This is a genomic window from Embleya sp. NPDC050154 (assembly GCF_044460165.1).
Taxonomy (GTDB): Bacteria; Actinomycetota; Actinomycetes; order Streptomycetales; family Streptomycetaceae; genus Embleya.
On the sequence record NZ_JBITJP010000033.1, the window covers coordinates 1 to 22603 of the forward strand.

Genomic DNA, 22603 nt, shown 5'->3' on the forward strand with positions numbered 1-22603 from the left:
CACTCGCCACCGTCCACACCCACACCACCACCGACTGGACGCGCTTCTACCCCACCACCCCACCCACCCACCTCGACCTCCCCACCTACCCCTTCCAACGGGAGCACTACTGGCTCCGGCCCGCCGCCGCCACCGACCCCCACACCCTCGGGCTGCACGACGCCGACCATGGCCTGCTCGGTGCCGCCGTCGCCCTCGCGGACGGCGACGGGCACCTGTTCACCGGTCGCCTGTCACTGCGCAGCCACCCCTGGGCGGCCGACCATGCCGTCCACGGCACGCCCCTGCTGTCCGGATCCGCGTTCATCGAAATCGCGCTCCACGCCGGCCAGGCCACCGACACCCCCCACCTGGAAGACCTCACCCTCGAAGCGCCTCTCACCCTCCCGGCCACCGGCGGGATCCACCTTCAAGCGCACGTGGGCGCAGCCGACCACGACGGCCGCCGGACCCTCACCATCCACTCCCGACCCGACGACGCCACACCCGACGGGCACTGGACCCGCCACGCCATCGGCGTCCTCACCCTCCAGGCGTCCGCCGCGGCGGACCCGGCCGCATGGGCCGAGCCGGTGGCCTGGCCACCGGCCGGCGCCACAACGCTGCCCGTCGACACCCTCTACGACCGCCTCGCCGACCGCGGCTACCGCTATGACGGCGTCTTCCAGGGCCTGACCGCCGCCTGGCGCGACGGCGACACCCTCTATGCCGAGGTCGCCCTCCCCACCGACGCCACCACCGACGCCGACCACTACGGCATCCACCCCGCGCTCCTCGACGCCACACTGCACCCGATCGCCGCCACCGATCCCGAGCAGGGTTCGGACCGGGTGCTTCTTCCGTTCGCCTGGTCGAACGTCCGGCTTCACGCGGTGGGCGCCCGGGCGCTGCGCGTCCGGATCACCCCCTCCGACGCGGGAACGTTGCGTGTCGAACTCGCCGATCCCACCGGGCAACCGGTCGCCGAGGTGGCATCGCTGGCCATCCGGTCGATCACCGCCGAGCAACTGGCGAAGGCCGTCGCGACCGGGGGAGAGGACCACCTGTTCCGTCTGGCCTGGATCTCCGCGCCCGACGCGGATGCCCTCGACGTCGGACGAATGGCGTTCGTGGGGCCCATCGTCGGCGCGGGACCGGTCACGTCGCAGCCCGCCGATGTCGGCGTCGAGAGCCGTCCGGGGTTGGCGGCGCTCTCGGCGGACGAGGCCACTGCCTTCCCGGGCCTGGTCGTCGCCACCGGTCTACTGGGCCGGTCCGAAGGCTCGGTCGAGGATGTTCCCGGCGCCGCGCGCGAGGCGGTTCGGTACGCCTTGGACATGATTCAGGCGTGGCTGGCCGAGGAGCGGGCCGCCGACAGCCGGCTGGTGTTCGTCACCCGGCGAGCCGTCGTGGTCCACGCCGATATCGAGTCGCCCAACCTCGCACACGCCGCCGTCTGGGGTCTGATCCGTACGGCTCAGAGCGAGAACCCCGGTCGCTTCACCGTGATCGATCTGGAGGACGAGGACACCGTCTCCGTCGAGGCGTTCCGGGCGGCCTTGGGCAGCGGCGAGCCGCAGGTGGCTCTGCGTGACGGCGATCGGCAACCGTACGTCCCCCGGCTCGTGCGGGAGACAGCCTCCGATGTCGCCGCCGTGCCGGAGCCCGCCGTGGGCGGCACGGTCCTGATCACCGGGGGCACGGGCACTCTCGGCACGTTGTTCGCCCGCCGTTACGCGAAGGCTCGGCGGGCCGGCCACCTGCTGCTGGTCGGCCGACGCGGCCTCGATGCTCCGGGCGCGTCCGAACTCGCCGCCGAACTGGCCGAGTCGGGCGTCAAGGTCACCATCGCCGCCTGCGACACCGCCGACCGCGACGCCCTCGCCGCGCTCTTGGCGGCCATCCCCACCGAACACCCCCTCACCGCCGTCGTACACACCGCCGGAGTCCTCGACGACGGCACCATCACCTCGCTGACGCCGGAGCGCGTCGACAATGTGTTCCGCCCCAAGGTCGACGCCGCCTGGCACCTGCACGAACTCACCCGTGGGACCGACCTCGCCGAGTTCGTGCTGTTCTCCTCCATGGCGGGAGTTCTGGGCAATCCGGGCCAGGGCAACTACGCGGCGGCGAACGTCTTTCTCGACGCGCTGGCCCAGTACCGTCGCGCCGACGGCCTGCCCGCCACCTCCCTGGCCTGGGGGTTGTGGTCCGACAGCAGCGGCATGACCGGCCACCTGGACGACGTGCATCTCACCCGCCTGGCCCGCCTGGGGATCAAGCCCCTCACGGCGGAGGAGGGGATGGCCCTATTCGAGGCCGCCCGGGTTTCGGGTGTCGCCTGCCCGGTTCCCGCCAAGATCCTCCCCGCCCTGCTCCGTCCCCATCTGGAGGCCGGCACTCTTCCCGCGGTCCTCCGGGGCCTCGTGCGCGTCTCCGTCCGCAAGGCCGCCACGGCGACCGACACCACGGGCCTGCTCGATCGCCTGGGCCGGCTCTCCGCCGAGGACGCCGAGGACGCTCTGGCCACCCTCGTCCGCACCCACGTCGCCCAGGTTCTGGGCCACGCCACGCCCGACGGCATCACCCTCGACCAGGCGTTCAAGGACCTCGGCTTCGACTCGCTGACCGCAGTCGAGTTCCGCAACCGCCTCAACACCGCCACCGGCCTGCACCTCCCCGCGACGCTCGTCTTCGACTACCCCAGCCCGCGCCGCCTGGCCGGCCACCTCCTCGCCACCCTCGCCCCGAGCGCCGACACCACCACCGCCCCCGCCGGCGTTACCACCGTCGCCACCGACGAGCCCATCGCCATCGTGGCCATGGGCTGCCGGTACCCGGGCGGCGTGCACTCCGCGGAGGACCTGTGGACGCTGGTCGCGAGCGGGACGGACGCCGTCGCCGAGTTTCCGGCCACCCGTGACTGGGATGTCGAGACCCTGTACGACCCCGAGCCGGGAAAGCCGGGCAAGTCCTACACGCGGCACGGCGGATTCCTGTACGACGCCGACAACTTCGACCCCGCCTTCTTCGGTATCAGTCCGCGCGAGGCCCTCGCCATGGACCCCCAGCAACGCCTCCTCCTCGAGGTCGCCTGGGAGACCATCGAACGCGCCGGCGTCGACCCCACGACCCTCCGCGACACCCCCACCGGCGTCTTCACCGGAATCATGTACGGCGACTACGCCGGCCGCTTCGGCTGCGTCCCCGAAGGAATGGAGGGCTACCTGCTCAACGGCAGCTCGGGCAGCGTCGCCTCCGGTCGGGTCGCCTACACCTTCGGGTTCGAGGGGGCGGCGATGACGGTCGACACCGCGTGCTCCTCCTCCCTGGTGGCCATCCACCTGGCCGCGCAGGCGCTGCGCAGCGGCGAGTGCTCCCTGGCCCTGGCCGGTGGTGTCACCGTGATGGCAACACCCGGTGTCTTCACCGAGTTCAGCATGCAACGCGGCCTGTCCCCCGATGGGCGGTGCAAGTCCTTCGCCGCCGCCGCGGACGGCACCGGCTGGAGTGAGGGGGTGGGGCTGCTTCTGCTCGAACGTCTCTCCGACGCGAGGCGGAACGGCCATCGAGTGCTGGCGGTCGTGCGCGGCTCGGCGGTGAACCAGGACGGTGCCAGCAACGGTCTGACCGCCCCCAACGGCCCCTCCCAACAACGCGTCATCCGGCAGGCGCTGGCCAACTCCGGGGTTCGGGCCGACGAGGTCGATGTGGTCGAGGCGCATGGTACGGGTACGCGGTTGGGTGATCCGATCGAGGCGCAGGCGTTGTTGGCGACCTACGGTCAGGGGCGGTCGGGGGATCGGCCGTTGTGGTTGGGTTCGTTGAAGTCGAACATCGGTCATACGCAGGCTGCGGCGGGTGTGGGTGGCGTCATCAAGATGGTGATGGCCATGCGGCACGGTGTGCTGCCCAGGACGCTGCATGTGGATGCTCCTTCTCCCCATGTGGATTGGGCTTCGGGCGCGGTGGAATTGCTGACCGAGGCGCGGGCTTGGCCGGAGACGGGTCGTCCGCGGCGTGCCGGGGTGTCGTCGTTCGGTGTCAGTGGGACGAACGCGCATGTGATCGTGGAGCAGGCTCCTGTGGGTGGGGGTGTGGTCGGGCGGGGTGTGTCGGGGCCGGTGGTGGTGGCGGACGGGGTGTTGCCGTGGCCGGTGTCGGCGAGGTCGGAGGTTGCGCTGCGTGAGCAGGCGCGGCGGTTGTTGGAGCATGTGGATCGGTTTCCGGGTGTGTCGCCGGTGGAGATCGGTCATGCGTTGGTGGTGGGTCGTTCGGTGTTCGAGCGTCGGGCGGTGGTGATCGGTCGGGAACCGGCGGATTTCCGGGATGGGTTGGCGGCGTTGGCCGCGGGTGAGCCCTCGGCCCGTGTGGTCGCCGGGACGGTGCCCGCGCATTCGGGTGGGACGGTCTTCGTCTTTCCGGGGCAGGGTTCGCAGTGGGTGGGCATGGGTGTGGGGTTGATGCGGACCTCGCCGGTGTTCGCCGAGCACCTGAAGGCCTGCGCGGCGGCGTTGGAACCGTTCACCGGCTGGAGCCTGATCGACGTCCTCCACGGCGCTCCGGGCGCCCCCACCCTCGATCGCGTCGACGTCGTCCAGCCCGCACTGTGGGCGATGATGATCTCGCTCGCCCGGTTGTGGGAGCACCTGGGCGTCACCCCGGACGCGGTGGTGGGTCATTCCCAAGGCGAGATCGCCGCCGCGCACATCGCCGGCATTCTCACCCTCGACGACTCCGCGCGCATCGTGGCGTTGCGTTCGGGGGCATTGGCCGGCATCGCCGGTCGGGGCGGCATGTTGTCGCTGCCGCTGGGCGTGGCGGCTGCCGAGGATCTCGTCGCCCCCTGGAAGGGGCGGGTTGCGGTCGCGACGGTCAACGGGCCGTCGGCCACCGTGGTCGCGGGTGACGCGGACGCGTTGGCCGAGATCCTCGCCCACTGCGAGGGCGCGGGCATCCGGGCCCGGAAGATCCCGGTGGACTACGCCTCCCACACCCCGCACGTCGAGGCCCTGCACGACCGGCTCCTGGAACTGCTGGCCCCGGTGCGTCCGCGGGAGGCGGCAGTGGCGTTCTATTCGACGGTGGCCGGTCGCACCGGCGGCCCGCTGAGCGACACGAGCGTGATGGGCGCGGCGTACTGGTACGAGAACCTGCGCACCACCGTGGCGTTCGAGACGACCACCCGTGCCCTACTGGACGACGGCCACACGCTGTTCATCGAGGCGAGTCCCCACCCCGTCCTCGTCCACCCGCTCCAGGAAACCGCCGAAGACCACCCCGGCACCGGCGAGATCGCCATCACCGGCACCCTTCGCCGAGAGGAGGGCGACTGGCAGCGTGTGCTGCACTCCCTGGCCGCCACGCACACGCACACCACCGCCGACTGGTCGGGCTTCTACGCCCCGACGCAGTCCGTCGACCTGCCCACCTACCCCTTCGAACACGAACGCTACTGGCTGTCGGCCACCGACCGAGCCGGTACCGACCGTGCGTCCGGCGCCGCTTCGGACCCGGGCGAGGTCGCGTTCTGGGCAGCGGTCGACCGGGAGGACCCGGACGCGCTGATCGGCACACTGGGGCTGGGCGACGCGAACGGTGAGCGCGACGCCGTCGACGCCGCCCTTCCGGCCGTACTGTCCGCCATGTCGTCGTGGCGGCGGCGCAGGCTGGATCGGGCGGAACTGGACGGCCTGCGCTACCGGGCCACGTGGAAGCCGCTGCCCGACATCGGGACCGGGGCGACGCCGGGACTGGAGGGGAGCACCTGGCTGGTGGTCGTCCCCGAGGCGATCGCCGCGGACCCCGCCGTGCAGACGGTGCTCGACGCGATCCGGCAACGCCGTGCCCACGTGGTCCGATGCGACGTCGCGCCGACCGACCTGCGGGACCGGGCCGCGCTCGGCCGGCGGCTCGTCGCCACGCTCGCCGAGGACGAGGCGCCCGGCGGTCCGACCGGCGTGCTGTCCTTCGCCGCGCTCGTCGACGACGGCTTGACCGCCGCGCACGAACCGGTCTCCGCCGGCCTCGCGGGCACGGTTGCCCTGGTGCAGGCACTGGAGGACGCGGGCGTCGAGGCCCGACTGTGGTGCCTGACCCGGGAGGCGGTGTCCACCGGGAACGCGGACGCCGTCGCCAACCCGCTGCAGGCCCAGATCTGGGGCCTGGGCCGGGTGGTGGCGCTGGAGCGGCCGGAACGGTGGGGTGGGCTCGTGGACGTGCCCGCCCGGCCGGACGGGCGCGCCGTGGAGTTGCTGTGCGCGGTTCTCGCCGGTGTCGACGCGGGGCACGGCGTCGGCGCGGGCCATGGCGAGGACCAGGTGGCGGTGCGCCCCTCGGGAGTGTTCGGGCGGCGACTGGCGCGGGCACCGCTGGGTGACGCGCCGGTGCCGGAATGGCGCCCACGAGGCACCGTGCTGGTGACGGGCGGCGCGGGAGCGGTCGGAGCGCAGGTCTGCCGCCGGCTGGCCGAGGCCGGAGCACCGCACCTGCTGCTGGTCGGCAGGCGTGGCCGGGACACGCCCGGCATCGCGGAGCTGGAGGCGGAACTGGCGGCGCTCGGGTCGCGGGTGACCGTGGCCGCGGTCGATGTCGCCGACCGGGACGGGCTGCGGGAGTTGCTCGCGTCGGTTCCGCGGGAGTATCCGCTGACCGCAGTGATTCACAGTGCCGGGGCGCTCATGGACGGATTGGTGCAGACCCTCACGCCGGAGCAACTGGAGCGGGTACTGCGGCCCAAGGTGGCCGCCGCGACCGCGTTGCACGAGCTCACCGCCGATCTGGAGCTGGAGGCGTTCGTGCTGTTCTCCTCGGCCGCCGGCGTCCTGGGCAACGGCGGACAGGGCGGGTACGCCGCGGCGAACGCCTTCCTCGACGCGCTCGCCCAGGTGCGGCGGGCGTCCGGGTTGCCCGCGACCGCTGTGGCCTGGGGGTCGTGGGGCGGTGGCGGCCTGATGACCGGCGAGGTGGAGGAACGCCTGCGCCGCAAGGGGCTGCCGCCGATGGCCCCCGAGACGGCGCTGGCCGCGTTGGCCGCCTCGCTCGGCCGGCAGGAGACGCAGGTGACGGTGGCTCGGGTGGAGTGGGCGGACTTCGCGCCCGGCTTCACCGCGGTCCGCCCCAGTCGGCTCATCGCCGATCTTCCCGATCTCGCCGTGGCCACGACGGCGCACTCCGCGGGTGGTCACGCCGGTGGCGCGGCGGAGGGCGAACTGGTGCCCCGGTTGCGGGAGATGCCGGACGGCAAGCTGGACGAGGCCCTCCTGGAGACCGTCCGCGCGCACGCCGCGGCGGTCCTGGGCCTGAAGGGGCCGGACGCGATCGGCACCGAACGGGCTTTCAAGCTGGCGGGCTTCGACTCGCTGACCGCGGTGGAGCTGCGGAACCGGCTACGACGCGTGACCGGATTGCGGGAGTTGCCCACCACGTTGCTGTTCGACTACCCGACGCCGGTTGCCGCGGCGCGGTACCTGCGGGAGGAACTGTTCCCCCAGCGGTCGGTCGGCGGCGGTACCCCCGGCCGGTCGGCGGATGTGGACGATGCCGAGGTGCGGGATCTGGTGCTGTCGATTCCGCCGGCGCGGCTGCGCGAGGCGGGGCTGTTGGAGTCACTCCTCAGCCTGGCCGGCCGCCCGCCGGTCGGCGGCGCCGAGACGAATGGCGCGAACGGTGCGGGTCACGCGCCGGAGAACGGCGACGGGCCGTCGCTGGACGAGATGGGTGTGGACGAGATGGTGCGCATGGCGATGGGGAACGGCGTTCCCGACGAGACGCGGAGGTCGTGATGGCCGAATCGAATGACGCCGTTGTCGAGGCGTTGCGGGCATCTCTCAAGGAGACGGAACGCCTGCGCCGCGTGAACGCCGAACTGTCCGCGGCGTCGCGCGAGCCGATCGCGATCGTCGGCATGAGCTGCCGCTACCCGGGCGGTGTGCGCTCGCCGGAGGACCTGTGGGATCTGGTCGTCGCCGAACGGGACGCCATCTCCGACTTCCCGCGCAACCGCGGTTGGAATCTCGACGAGCTGTACGCCGCGGAGCCGGGCACCCACGGCAAGTCGTATGTGCGCGAAGGCGGCTTCGTCTACGACGCGGACGCGTTCGACCCCGGCTTCTTCGAGATCAGCCCGCGCGAGGCGATGGCGATCGACCCGCAGCAGCGTCTCCTGCTCCAGGCCTCGTGGGAGGCGATCGAGCGGGCGGGCATCGACCCGACGACGCTGCGCGGCAGTCGCACGGGTGTCTTCGTGGGGATCGCACACCAGGACTACGGGCCGCCGATGCACGCGTCGCCGGAAGTGCTCGAGGGCTACCTGTTGACGGGGACCTCGACCTCGGTCGCCTCCGGGCGCATCTCCTACACATGGGGTCTCGAGGGGCCGGCCGTCACGGTCGACACGGCCTGCTCGTCGTCGCTGGTGACGCTGCACATGGCCACCCAGGCGCTGCGTAACGGCGAGTGTTCGTTGGCCCTGGCCGGCGGCGTGACCGTGATGACGATGCCCGGCGCGTTCATCGAGTTCAGTCGCCAGCGCGGGTTGGCTCCGGACGGCCGATGCAAGCCGTTCGCGTCCGCCGCGGACGGCACCGCCTGGGGTGAGGGCGTGGGGCTGGTTCTCCTCGAACGCCTCTCCGACGCGAGGCGGAACGGCCATCGGGTGCTGGCGGTCGTGCGCGGTTCTGCGGTGAACCAGGACGGTGCCAGCAACGGTCTGACCGCCCCCAACGGCCCCTCCCAACAACGCGTCATCCGGCAGGCCCTGGTGAACGCGCGGTTGACGGCCGACCAGGTGGACGCCGTCGAGGCGCACGGTACGGGCACCACGCTGGGTGACCCGATCGAGGCGCAGGCGCTGCTGGCCACCTACGGCAAGGACCGGCCCGAGGACCGGCCGCTGTGGGTGGGGTCGGTGAAGTCGAACATCGGCCACCCGCAGTGCGCGGCGGGCGTGGCGGGTGTCATCAAGATGGTCATGGCCATGCGGCACGGCACCCTGCCGAGGACGCTGCACATCGACGCGCCGACACCCCACGTGAACTGGTCGGCGGGCGCGGTGGAACTGCTCGCGAAGGCGCGGCCGTGGCCGGAGACCGGCGGTCGGCCACGGCGGGCCGGCGTGTCGGCGTTCGGCGTGAGCGGCACCAATGGGCACCTGATTCTCGAACAGGCGCCCGAGGAGGTCTCGGCGCCGGAGGAAATGCCGGCCTCCGGGCAGAGGCCGGCGTCCGACGCCGCCGACCAAGGGTCGGGCGGTGCCGGTGGGTTGGTGCCGTGGGTCGTGTCGGCGCGCTCGGAGCGGGCGTTGCGGGCGCAGGCGGGGAAGCTGCGCGACTTCGCCGCCGCCGGCGCGGACATCGCCGACGTCGGTTGGTCGTTGGTGTCGACCCGGGCCCGGCTCGAGCACCGCGCGGTGGTCCTGGGGCGTGACCGGGACGAGTTGCTGAGTGGGATGGCGTCGTTGCGCGACGGGGTGGAATCCGCCGGGGTGGTGCGTGGCGTCGCCGGGAAGCTCGGTGGTTCCGTCTTCATGTTCCCGGGGCAGGGGGCGCGCTGGGCCGGTGTGGCACGGCCGTTGTACGACGCCTTCCCCGTCTTCGCCCAGAGCCTCGACGAGATCTGCGCACGCTTCGACGCGCATCTCCCCTTCGCCCTGCGGCCCCTGCTCCTGGCCGACGAGCCCGCGGAACGCGAGCGCACGGACATCGCGCAGCCGGCGCTGTTCGCCCTGCAGGTCGGCCTGTACCGGCTCATGACGCGCTACGGTCCTCGGCCGGATCACCTGATCGGTCACTCGGTCGGCGAGATCGCCGCCGCCCACGTCGGTGGTGTCCTCGACCCGGACTCCGCGACCCGGCTCGTGGCGGCTCGGGGGCGGGTCATGCAGACGGTCGGCGAGCGGGGCGCCATGCTGGCGGTACGCGCTTCGGAAGACGAGGTGAACGCCCTGCTCGAGGGGTACGACCGCGTCGGTGTCGCCGCTGTCAACGGCCCGGCGTCGGTGGTGATCTCGGGTCTTCGCGAGGAGGTGCACGACCTCCGGGAACGGCTCGTCGCCGGCGGCACGTCGGCGAGGCTGCTCGAGGTCGACCACGCGTTCCACTCCCCGCTCATGGACCCGATCCTGGCCGAGTTCGCGGCATCGATCGGCGCGTTGCCCGCGGGTGAGATGGCGATCCCGGTCGTCTCGACCCGATTGGGGCGCGAGGCCACGGTCGAGGAGTTGACGTCCGTCGGGCACTGGGTGAACCACGTCCGCGAACCCGTGCGCTTCTTCGACGCGGTCGTGTGCGCCCGGGCGGCCGGAGCGAACGTATTCCTCGAAGTGGGACCGGGCTCGACCCTCGCGAGCATCACCAAGGAGACCTTCGCCGGCGAGGGCGTGGAGGACGCGGTGGTCCTGTCGTCGTCGCGGCGGGACCGCGGGTCGGTGGAGGCGCTGGTCGGCTCGCTGGCCCAACTGTACGTCCGAGGCGAGGCGGTTGACTGGGCCGCCCTGCTCGGGGCGGGTCGGCGGGTGGATCTGCCGACGTACGCGTTCGAGCGGCAGCCGTACTGGTGGGACACCTGGGCCGCGCTGGGCGCCGCGGACGTGGCCTCCGCCGGCCTTTCGGCTCCGGAACACCCGATGCTGGGCGCGGTGATGGACCACCCCGGTACCGACGAGGTCGTGTTCACCGACCGGTGGTCCCTGCGAACCCACGCCTGGTTGGCCGATCACGCCGTGTTCGGCGCGGTCGTCGTACCGGCGACGGCGTTCCTGGACCTGGCGCTGTCGGTGGGCGACTTCGTCGGGTGTGCCTCGGTCGAGGAACTCTCCCTGGAGGTTCCCCTGTTGCTTGCCGACCCGGGCGACGTGCAGGTGCGGGTGGTCGTCGGCGCCGCGGACGATACGGGACACCGCCGCCTGGACGTGTACTCGCGTCCCGGCGCCGAGGGCCACACGGTGGGCGGCTGGACCCGTCACGCGACGGGGAGCCTCGCACCGACCCCGGCGCGCTCGCCCGCGCGGACCGATGCCGCGCCGGCACCGGCGGTGTGGCCACCGGTGGGGGCCGGGCAACTCGACATCGGCGGCCTCTACGACTTCCTCGCGGACACGGGTTTCGACTACGGCCCCACGTTCCGCGGCCTGCGCGAGGTGTGGCGCCACGATGACGATCTGTACGTGCTGGCCACGCTGCCCGCGACCGACAACGGCTCGTCCGGCTCCGGGTTCGCACTGCATCCGGCGCTGATCGACGCGGTGTTGCACGCGGTGGCGGTCGGTGGCGTCGTGGGCATGGACGACGGCCGGGGCTGGATGCCCTTCTCGTGGTCCGGGGTGGACGCGACCGGGGAGTGCGGCCCGAGCGTGAAGGCCCGGATCACCCCGGTCGGCGAAGGGGTCGTGTCCGTCGCGATCGCCGACGAACACGGCCGCGACATCGCTCGGGTCGCGGCGCTGACGTTCCGACCGGCCAGTGCCGAACAACTGCGCTCGGCACGAGGCGGGCCCGAGCAATCGCTGTTCGAAGTGCAATGGCGACCGCTGCGGGACAGCGAGCGGCGGGAACCCTACCGGGGGCAGTGGGGTGTTCTCGGGACGAAGGACGGCCTGGCTTCGCGCCTGTCCGCGGCGGGCGGTGAGGCGGTCCCGCGCTACGAGTCGATCGAGGATGTCCCCGCGGGCCGGGCGCCCCGGCACATCGTCCTGTGCCTGGACGACTTCCTCGCCGCCGACCCCGACCTGCTCGCCGAGGTCGGCGGAGCGAACGCGCACGTGCTGGACCGGATCCAGCGATTCCTCGCCGAGGAAACGTTCGCCGAATCCACGCTGACCGTGCTCACCCGCCTGGCCCTGGACACCGCCGGCGGGGCGAACGTCGAAAGCCTTCCCGGCGCGTCCGTGTGGGGCCTGATCCGGTCCGCCCAGGCCGAGCACCCCGGCAGGTTCAAGCTGGTGGACATCGACGACGAGGAGACCTCCCTCGCGCGCTTCCCGGACGTACTCGCCCTCGGCGAAGAACAACAGGCACTGCGTGGCGGCGAGTACCTCACGCCCCGCATGGCACCGACCGCACCCGCGCGGCACCGGATCGAGCCACCGGCGGCCGGCGCGCACCGGCTGGGCATCCCGACCAAGGGCACCCTGGAGAACCTGACCTGGGTTCCCTGCCCCGAGGTGGAGGCGCCGCTGACGAGCGGGCAGGTTCGGGTCGCCGTGCACGCCGCCGGGCTCAACTTCCGCGATGTGACGATCGCCCTGGGACTGGTGGAGAAAACCGCCTTCGACGCCGGACTCGGCAGCGAAGGCGCCGGAATGGTGCTGGAGGTCGCGGACGACGTCACCGACCTCGCGCCGGGTGACCGCGTGATGGGCGCCCTCACCGGCGCCTTCGGCCCCGTGGCCGTGATGGATCACCGCCTGCTCGTGCCCGTGCCCGACGAGTGGAGTTACGCCGAGGCGGCGTCCATGCCGACCGCCTTCCTCACCGCCTACTACGCGCTTTTCCACGTGATGCGGCTCGAGAAGGGACAGCGGATCCTCATCCACGCCGCGGCGGGCGGCGTCGGGATGGCCGCCGTGCAACTCGCGCAGCACATCGGTGCCGAGGTGTACGGAACCGCGAGCCCGGCCAAGTGGCCCGTCCTGCGCGGGCTGGGGCTGGACGACGAGCACCTGGCATCCTCGCGGGACCTGGAGTTCGCGGACAAGTTCCTGGACTCCTCGGATGGTCGCGGCATGGATGTCGTGCTCAACTCCCTGGCACACAAGTTCGTCGACGCCTCGCTGAGGCTGCTCCCCAACGGTGGGAACTTCATCGAGATGGGGAAGACGGACATTCGCGATCCCCACCGGGTGGCGGCCGATCACCCCGGGGTCGACTACCGGGCCTTCGATTTCTACGAGGAGAGCCCGGACGCGATCCAAGAGATGTTCCGGGCCGTCATGGAACTGTTCGCCGACGGGCGAGTGCGGCTGAACCCGATCTCCATCCGCGACATTCGCGACGCGCGCAAGGCCTTCCGCGAGATGAGCCAGGGCCGCCACGTCGGCAAGTTGGTCCTGGACGTGGGCGGGGGGTTCGGCGGTGGAAGTGTGCTGGTCACCGGCGGGACCGGGGGAGTGGGATCACTGGTGGCGCGGCACCTGGTCGCCGAACACGGTGTGCGGAGTCTGGTGTTGGCGAGCCGTCGGGGCATGGCGGCGGACGGAGCCGCCGAATTGGTCTCGGACCTCGCGGCGGCCGGCGCGGTGGTCAAGGTCGCGGCGTGCGATGTCGCGGACCGGGCCGCCCTCGCGGATCTGCTCGCGGACATGCCGCCGCGGTACCCGCTGACGGCGGTCGTGCACGCGGCGGGGGTGCTGGCGGACGGCACGGTCGAGTCGCTGACCGACCACAGCCTCGAACGCGTGCTGCGCGCCAAGGTCGGCGGTGCGATCAACCTGCACGAGCTGACCCGTGAACACCACCTGTCGGCGTTCGTGCAATTCTCCGCCCTCGCGGGCACGCTCGGCAGCGCGGGACAGGCGAACTACGCCGCGGCGAACGCGTTCCTGGACGGTTTGGCGGCGCGGCGCAGGGCGTCCGGCCTGGTCGGCACGTCGCTGTGCTGGGGCTGGTGGGAGCGCAGCGGGATGACCACGGACCTGGACGAGGTCGACGTCTCGCGGATCCGGCGGCTGGGCATCGCCGAGATGCCGACACCCCAGGCGCTGGCCCTGTTCGACGCGGCGTGCGCGATCGACAAGCCGGTGCTCATCCCGGCCCGGGTGGATCTCTCCGTGCTGCGGAACATCACCGGCGAGGAGCCGCCGCTGCTCCTGCGCGACCTCGTCGACGGCAGCCGCCCACTTCGCAACCGGACGAGCACGAGCAGGGACGGCGGCGCCCTCGGCCTACCCGCCGGATGGATCGGCCTGCCGGAGGGCGAGGCGCAGGCAGCCGTGCTGGACGCGGTCCGCGAGCAGGCCGCCATCGTGCTCGGACACCCGTCCGGCGCGGCCATCGATGCCGACGAGGCGTTCACCCACCTCGGATTCGACTCGCTGACCGCAGTCGAACTGTGCAACCGCCTTGCCTCCTCCACCGGATTGCGCCTGCCGTCCACCATCGTCTTCAGCTACCCGACGCCACGCGAGTTGGGGCGGCACGTCTTCGGCCTGCTGCGACCGGCACCGGACCCCAGCGCGGTCGAGGAGGCGCGGATTCGAGAAGTGTTGCGGACCGTCTCGATCGAGGGCCTGCGGAACGCGGGCGTCCTGGAACTGGTTCTGGCGTACGCCGAAGCGCCTCGAGCGGAAGACGCCGACGGTCATCTGCCGGATACCGGTACCGACGCCGGCGTACTGGCGGCCATGGACTTGGAAGCACTCGTCGGCCTGGCTCTGGACGAGAGGGGTGAGTGACATGGTCAACTCGGCGGATCGCACGGCGGAAGGCGCGGACCGGGTCGAGCGGGCGCTTCGCACGCTGCTGGAGGAGCGCGATCGGCTCCGGCAGGAGAACGACGCGCTGAAGGCCGGGCGCGGTGAGCCGATCGCCGTGGTGGCCATGGCCTGCCGCTACCCGGGAGGCGTGTCGTCGCCCGAGGAGCTGTGGACTGTGGTCCGCGACGGCCTGGACGTGGTGGACGAGTTCCCGCAGGACCGCGGCTGGCGGGATGTGTTCGACCCGGATCCCGACACCCTGGGCGGCTCGTACGTGCGCCACGGAGGCTTCCTGACGGATGTGGCCGCCTTCGACGCGGAATTCTTCGGTGTCAGTCCGCGCGAGGCGTTGGCGGTCGACCCGCAGCAGCGCCTGTTGTTGGAGACCTCGTGGGAGGCCCTCGAACGGGCGGGCATCGTTCCCGCCGACGTGCGCGGGGCCGACATCGGTGTTTTCGCCGGAGTGAGTTCCTCCGAATACGGGGCGCGTTTCCTGGAGGAGGACAAGCACGAACTGGAGGGCTACCTGCTGCAAGGCAGCACGCTGAGCGTGGCCTCCGGCCGGGTGGCGTACGAACTCGGACTGACCGGGCCCGCGATGAGCGTGGACACGGCGTGTTCGTCGTCGCTGGTGGCGCTGCACCTGGCGGTGCAGTCACTGCGGTCGGGGGAGTGCTCGCTCGCGTTGGCGGGTGGGGTGTCGGTGATGTCGACGCCCGCGATCTTCGTGGAGTTCTCCCGGCAGCGGGGTCTGGCGGCCGACGGCCGCTGCAAGTCCTTCGCGAACGCGGCCGACGGGACCGGCTGGGCCGAGGGGGTGGGCGTGTTGCTGCTGGAACGGCTGTCCGACGCGCGCCGCAACGGCCATCCGGTGCTGGCCGTCCTTCGTGGTTCCGCGGTGAACCAGGACGGCGCCAGCAACGGGTTGACCGCTCCCAACGGCCTCGCCCAGGAGAGGGTGATCCGCAAGGCTCTGGCGAACGCGGGGGTCTCGGCCGCCGAGGTGGACCTGGTCGAAGCCCACGGCACCGGAACCGTGCTGGGCGATCCGATCGAGGCGGGCGCGCTGTTGGCGACCTACGGTCAGGGGCGGGCCGAGGGCAGGCCCTTGTGGCTGGGGTCCATGAAGTCGAACATCGGTCACGCCCAGGCCGCCGCCGGGGTCGCCGGTGTCATCAAGGCCGTGATGGCCATGCGCCACGGGCACCTGCCGAAGACCCTGCATGTGGACACGCCCTCGGCACACGTGGACTGGTCCTCGGGCGCGGTCGAACTGCTGGTGGAGGGGCGTGAGTGGACCCGGGCCGACGGTCCGCGGCGGGCCGGGGTGTCGTCCTTCGGGGTCAGCGGCACCAACGCGCACGTGATCCTGGAAGAGGGGCCGCCGCCGGCGGGGGCGGGCGAACGGGCCGCGGGTGCGGCCCTCGCCGACGGTCTGGTCCCGTGGGCGGTATCGGGCAAGAGCGCGGCGGCGTTGGCGCGGCAGGCGGGTAGGCTGCACGACTTCGCCGCCGCCGACCCCGGGGTCGATCTCGCGGATGTCGGCTGGTCGTTGTCGTCGAGCCGATCACGCTTCGACCATCGCGCGGTGGTGCTGGGCCGCGGACGGGACGAGTTGCTGAGCGGTTTGGCGTCGTTGCGCGACGGCGCGGAGTCCGCGGCGGTCGTCCAAGGGGTCGCGGGAAACCCCGCAGGCGTGGTCCTCATGTTCCCCGGACAGGGGTCGCAATGGGTCGGCATGGGCCGGCGGTTGTATGACACCTTCCCCGTCTTCGCGGACAACCTCGACGCGTGTGCGGCCGCGTTGGCCCAGTGGGTCGACTGGTCGCTGCTCGACGTGGTGCGCGGCGTGGCGGGAGCGCCGACCCTGGACCGGGTGGACGTGGTGCAGCCGGCGCTGTTCTCGGTGATGGTGTCGATGGCCGCGTTGTGGCGGTCCTGGGGAGTGGAACCGGCCGCGGTGGTCGGGCACAGCCAGGGCGAGATAGCCGCCGCCCACGTGTGCGGCGCGTTGTCGTTGCGCGACGCCGCCAAGGTCGTGGCGCTCCGCAGCAAGGCCCTGGTGGCATTGATCGGTCACGGCGCGATGGCGTCGGTCGTGGAGTCCGCCGAATCCGTGGAGGCCCGGCTGACTCCGTGGAACGACCGGCTGAGCATCGCCGTCGTCAACGGACCCCGCTCGGTGGTGGTGTCCGGGGAACCCGACGCACTCGAGGAATTCGTCGAGAAGATGAAGGCCGAAGGCACTCAGGCCCGGAGAATATCGGTCGAATACGCCTCGCATTCGCACCACGTGACCCGGGTCCGCGATCAGGTGATCGGCCCACTGTCCGATGTGCGCCCGAAAACGTCGACACTACCCTTCTATTCGACCCTGCACGGCGAAAGAATCGATACCGCGAAGCTGAACGGCGAGTATTGGTACGAGAACCTGCGGGAAAAGGTTCGCTTCGAATCGTCCGTCCGCCGGCTGGTCGACGACGGTTTCCGGGTGTTCATCGAGATGAGCCCGCATCCCGTGCTGACCGTCCCGGTGCAGGAGATCGTCGAGGACCTGGACGACGTGCTGGTCCTGTCCTCGGCGCGGCGGGACCGGGACGAGGTGGAGGCCGTGGTCGGCTCGCTGGCCCAACTGCACGTGCGGGGCGGCGCCGTGGACTGGAACGCCCTGTTCGGGGCGCGCCTGCGAGTGGACCTGCCGACGTACGCGTTCCGCCGGCAGCGGTACTGGCTGAACTCTTCGCCCGCGGCGACATCCGCGCAGGCGGCCCCGACACGGCTTCCCGCAGGTGAGGATCACCTCGTCCCCCTGTCGGACCTGCTCGCCACGGCGTCCGACGACGACGCGCGGGCACTCGTGCTGGAGCACGTCGTGGAGAAGGTCGCCGTCGTGCTCGGCCACCCCTCCGCCGAGACGGTGGACCCCGACCAGGAGTTCAAGGACGTCGGATTCGACTCACTGCTGGCGGTGGAGTTGAGCAAACGTCTGAGCGCCTCGACCGGACTCAAGCTGAGGGGGAACGCCGTACTGCGGTATCCGACACCAAGGAGGATCGCCGAGCACATCAGGTCCTCGATGGCCACCCGTGTGCCGCGCTGACCCACCGTGTTCCGGCTGTGTTCGGGCCGTCTTCCAGGGTATTTCCGCCCGCGGTATGTCCCGCCGGCGGGACACGGCACGTTCGACCGCGGCTTGCCCCGCCGCCGCGCCCGGTTGTCTTGACCGGCTGATCCACTTACGTGACGGTGGAGTCCATCTGCGAATTCCTCCGGTTCCCGGGCCTATTTCGTCGAGGGGTTGATCCGCTTGAGTTCGTTCGGTGCGTCGTCCGCGCACAAGGGATTGTGGCTGGCACAGAAGATGTCTCCCGACATGTTGAACCATGCGCTGACCATGTGCGATGTGGACGGTGAACTGGACGCGACGGTCATGGAATCCGCGTTTCGGCACGTGCTGGGCGAGGCGGAAGTGCTGTGCGTCAATTTCGTCGACGACGGCAGCGGGCTTCGGCTGGTGCCCCGGCAATTGGGCGATTGGCGGCCCTTCTTTTTGGATCTCAGCGCCGAGACCGATCCCGAGCAGGCGGCCCGGGAGGCGCTGGCCGACATGCTGCGGCAGCCGTTCGACCTGGAGCGGGATCTGCTGTTCCGACTGGGCGTGGTCAAACTCGCGGCCACCCGCTCGCTCGTGGTGATCGCCTACCACCACCTCATATCCGACGGGTTCGGGGCCGGCATCGTGACGCAGCGCCTCGCCGAGGTGTACACGGCACTGGCGCGGGACTCGGAGATACCGGAGTTGCCACACCCGTGGGATCTCGAATCGTTCGCGGACGCGGCGACGGAATATCAGGACTCCCCGGCATTCGCCGACGACACGGAATTCTGGCGCGAGTACCTGGCGGACGCGCCCCCACCCGCGCAGGTTCCGCGCGTGGCGCTGTCGGACGCGACGCGGTCCGCGCTGTCCGAACCGATGAGCAGCGCCGACCGCTGGGCGGAGGTGGCCGAGTGCATCGGCATGGTCAGCCGAACGCTGACCGTGCCGCGCGCCGAGGCGGACACGTGGACCGAGACCGCGAAGTCCATGGGTGTATGGATGTCGTCACTGCTGACCACGGCCGCGGCGGTGTTCCTCGGACACCGCTGCGATCGTCGCGAGTTCCTGCTCTCGCTGGCCGTGGGCAACCGGGTCGGGGCGGCGAGCAGGACGCCCGGTCTGGCGGTGAACGTGGTGCCGGTGCGCGTACGGGTTCCGCTCGGAGCGACCTTCACCGAGGTCGCCGACGCGGTGGGCGACGAGACGTATGACATCTTCGGCCACACCCTCTGCCACTACTCCGAGATCCAGCGCGCGAGCGGAACGGTCCTGAGCGGTCGCGGGAGTTTCGGCGCCGTCATGAACATCGTCGAGTTCGCCGAACAACTGCACTTCGCCGACAGCGCGGCGCGTTACTCCGGCGCGACGAGCGGGACGTTCGACGAGTTGTCGATCGGGGTCTACACCGACGGGAGCGCCGACAGCGACCTCTACTTCCGGCTCGACGCCCCCGCGGACCTGTACTCCCGCGCGGAACTGGGTTTCATCGGAAGCGAGTTGATCGCCTACATCCGGGCCCTGACGGCCGCCGATCCGCAACTGCCGGTCGGTGCGCTGGACGTCGTGAGCGGTCTCGAGCGCGAGCGGGTGCTCACGGCACCCAACGCCACGGACGTACCGCTGCCGGGACTGTCGGTTCCGGAACTGTTCGCGCGGCAGGTGGGCCGGGCCCCCGACGCCGTCGCGGTGATGTCCGGGAACTCCGCGCTCTCCTACCGGGAGTTGGACGAGCGGTCGAGCCGCCTGGCCGGGGCACTGCGACGTCGGCGCGTCGGACCCGAGACGGTCGTGGCGGTGGCGCTGCCTCGATCGGCGGACCTGGCCATCGCCCTGTTGGGGGTGGCGAAAGCGGGCGCGGCCTACCTGCCGATCGACCCCGCGTTCCCGACGGAACGCCTCACGACCGTGATCGGTGCCTCCCCGGCGCGCCTACTGCTCACCGACGCGACGACGGCCGAGGGGCTCTCCCCCGATCCGGGTGTGCCGGTGATGCTGTTCGAGGACGTCCGGTCGAACCTCGCCGACGACACCGGCGAACGGGCGCGGGAGACTCCGGTCCCGGTGCACCGGGACGGCCTGCTGGCCGTGACGTACGGCCACACCTCGGCAGGTGCGGCCACCGGCGTCGCCGTGACACACCGCAACATGGAGCGGTTCGTCCTGGATCGCCACTGGCGAGAAGACGGCCGCGGAGCCGTGTTGTGGCACACCCCGCAGACCTCCGACGCGCTCGCCCTCGAACTGTGGGTCCCCCTGCTGAACGGCGGCCGGGTGGTCGTGGCCCCTCCGGGAGAACTCGACATCGACACGCTGACCGAGTTGCGAACGTCGGACGAGATCTCCGCGGTATGGCTGCCCGTGGGTCTGTTCTCGGCGATCGCGGCGGAACACCCGGAGTGCCTCGCCGGATTGCGCACGGTGTGGACCGGTGCCGACCACGTGTCCGCGGCCGCGCTGCGCCGGGTGCGGGAGGCATGCCCCGACCTGACACTCGTCAACGGCCACGGTCCGGCGGAAACGATCGGGTTCGCCGCGTGCCACCGCTCGACGGCGGACGAACCCGCGCGGCACCCGGGCGCGATCGGACGCCCGATGGACAACACCGCCCTGTACGTGCTGGGTCCGGGATTGGCGCCGGTCCCGGTCGGCGTGACCGGGGAGCTGTACGTGGCCGGTCCCGGCGTCGCGCGTGGATACCCCGGGCACCCCGGGCAGACCGCGGAGCGGTTCGTGCCCTGTCCGTTCGGTCCGCCCGGCGGGCGCATGTACCGGACCGGGGACCGGGTGCGGTGGGGCGCCGACGAGCGGCTGGAGTACGTGGGCCGGGCCGACGCCCAGGCACAGATCCATGGTGTCCGGGTCGAGCCGGTCGAGGTCGAGGAGGTGCTGTCCGAGCACCCCGGGGCCGCGCAGTCGCTGGTGACCGTCGGGGCGGACGACTCCGGGCAGCAGCGATTGGTGGCCTATGTGGTGCCGGCCGGCGGCCGGGGCGACCTCTCGGGTGAGGAACTGCGCCGGTTCGTGGCGGGGCGATTGCCGGAGTTCATGGTGCCGTCGGTGTTCGTGACGCCGGCCCGCATACCGACGACGGCCGGCGGAAGAGTGGACCGGGCGTCGCTGCCGGAGCCCGAGTTCGACGACGGGAAGTACCGGGCACCGCGCAACGACACCGAGCGGGTGCTGGCCCAGGCACTCGCCGACGTGCTCGAACTGGACCGGGTGGGCATCGACGACGACTTCTTCGAGATGGGTGGCAACTCGCTGCGAGCGATCAGGCTGGTCGGCCTGATCCGGTCGGAGCTGAACCAGGAGGTGTCCATCCGCACGTTGTTCGCGGCTCGTACCATCGCCGGCCTGTCCGACATGTGGAAGGACCTCGCCCAGTCCAGCAGGCCGACCCTGCGCAGGAGGACGAAGGACGGCGAAGTCCTCTGAGCATTCCGGCACCGACGTGTCCGGACCGGCCGATCCACTGCCGTGAACGTGATTCGACGACAGCAAGAACACAGGCGAATGGGGGCAACGACATGGGACACACCGGCCTGGACACGGACGTGGTGATCGCGGGCGCCGGGCCGACGGGCTTGATGCTCGCCTGCGAGCTGCGGCTGGCGGGCGTCGACGTGATGGTGGTGGAACGTCTTTCGGAGCGGACGGGCGAGTCGCGAGCCGGTGGGATGCACTCGCGCACCCTCGAGGTGCTGGACCAGCGCGGAGTCCTGGACCGCTTCCTGGCCGTCGGCGAACTGACGCCGGTGGGCCACTTCTCCGGGCTCTGGCTGGACTTCGACGGCCTCGAGTCCAGGCACCCCCTCCCGTTACAGCTCCTGCAGTCCGCCTTCGAGCGGATCCTGGAGGAGTGGGGCACCGAGCTCGGCGTACGCGTGCGCCGGTCGTCCCAGGTGTGCGGGATCCACCAGGACGAGACCGGCGTGGCGGTCGAGCTGGGCGCGGCGGAGGCGACGTCCGCGACGCTGCGCGCCCGCTACCTCGTGGGCTGCGACGGCGGGCGCAGCACGGTGCGCAAACTGGCGGGCATCGACTTCCCGGGCACTCCGGCGACCATGACCGCGCTGCTCGGTGACGTCGAACTACCGGACCTGCCGGAAGAGTTCATCTTCGGGCGGCGCTATCCGGGCGGGAACTTCTCGGCGTTCTCGCTGGAGCCGGGCTGGCACCGGGTGATCACCACCGAGTACGACCGGGTCGCCGACCGCGACGACCCGGTGACGTTCGAGCTGCTCCGCGAGTCGCTGATCAGGCTCGTGGGCACCGACTACGGCATGCGCAACCCCAGGTGGATCTCCCGGTTCGGTGACGCCGCGCGGCAGGCCGCCCGGTACCGGGAGGGCCGGGTGCTGCTCGCGGGCGACGCGGCGCACATCCACTTCCCGGCCGGCGGGCAAGGACTGAACCTGGGAGTGCAGGACGCGGTCAACCTCGGCTGGAAGCTCGCCTCGGTGGTACACGGCCGGGCGCCGGAGACCCTGCTGGACAGCTACCACGCCGAGCGCCACCCCGTCGCGGAGCGCGTTTTGCACAACACCCGGGCACAGGAGGCGCTGGCCCGCCCCGGTGCCCAGATGGACGCGCTCCGCGACGTGTTCGGCTCGCTCATGGTGTTCGACGACGTCAACCGGTACCTGCGCGGCATGCTCACGGCCCTCGACATCCGCTACCGGGTCGGCGGCAACCATCCGCTGGAGGGCCGCCGGGTTCCCGACGCCGACCTCAAGACGCCCGACGGCGCGACCCGCGTCTACAAACTGCTGCACGCCGCCCGCCCCGTACTGCTCGACCTGCGCGGCAGCGCCGAGGTGGCGGCGACCGCCAAGAGCTGGGCCGATCGCGTCGACCTCGTCGAGGCGCGCAGCGAGGACGACCACTGGCCCGTCCCGATCGTCGGTGAGATCCCCGCTCCCGCCGCGCTCCTCATCCGCCCCGACGGACACGTCGCCTGGGCGGCCGACACCGCCGGCACCCCCGACACCTCGGCGCTTCGAACCGCCCTCGCCACCTGGTTCGGCCCGGCCCGGCGAAGGTGAGACACCACCCGCCGGTTTTCGAAGTCCGCCGAAGAACGGCGAAGCCCGCGCGCCGGCACCCGCCGTCCC

The 22603-nt window shown here is 71.5% G+C and carries 5 protein-coding genes; all 5 read left to right on the forward strand.

The window, feature by feature from the left end:
• On the forward strand, window positions 1–7763 hold a 7763-nt coding region (locus ACIBSV_RS43595; protein ID WP_395873040.1), incomplete at its 5' end, for a type I polyketide synthase.
• A complete protein-coding gene (locus ACIBSV_RS43600) occupies window positions 7763–14368 on the forward strand; it encodes an SDR family NAD(P)-dependent oxidoreductase (RefSeq protein ID WP_395873041.1) in 6606 nt (2201 codons plus the stop codon). The genes ACIBSV_RS43595 and ACIBSV_RS43600, both read left to right, overlap by 1 nt.
• A 1-nt stretch (window position 14369) precedes the next feature.
• Window positions 14370–17489 carry a type I polyketide synthase gene (locus ACIBSV_RS43605; protein ID WP_395873132.1) on the forward strand — a complete coding sequence of 1040 codons (3120 nt, stop codon included), beginning with the start codon at window positions 14370–14372 and terminating at the stop codon, window positions 17487–17489.
• Window positions 17490–17696: 207 nt separating this feature from the next.
• A complete protein-coding gene (locus ACIBSV_RS43610) occupies window positions 17697–20924 on the forward strand; it encodes an amino acid adenylation domain-containing protein (protein ID WP_395873042.1) in 3228 nt (1075 codons plus the stop codon).
• Window positions 20925–21016: 92 nt separating this feature from the next.
• Window positions 21017–22534: an FAD-dependent monooxygenase gene (locus tag ACIBSV_RS43615; protein WP_395873043.1), complete on the forward strand. Its 1518-nt coding sequence runs from the start codon at window positions 21017–21019 to the stop codon at window positions 22532–22534.
• The last annotated feature ends 69 nt before the right edge of the window (window positions 22535–22603 follow it).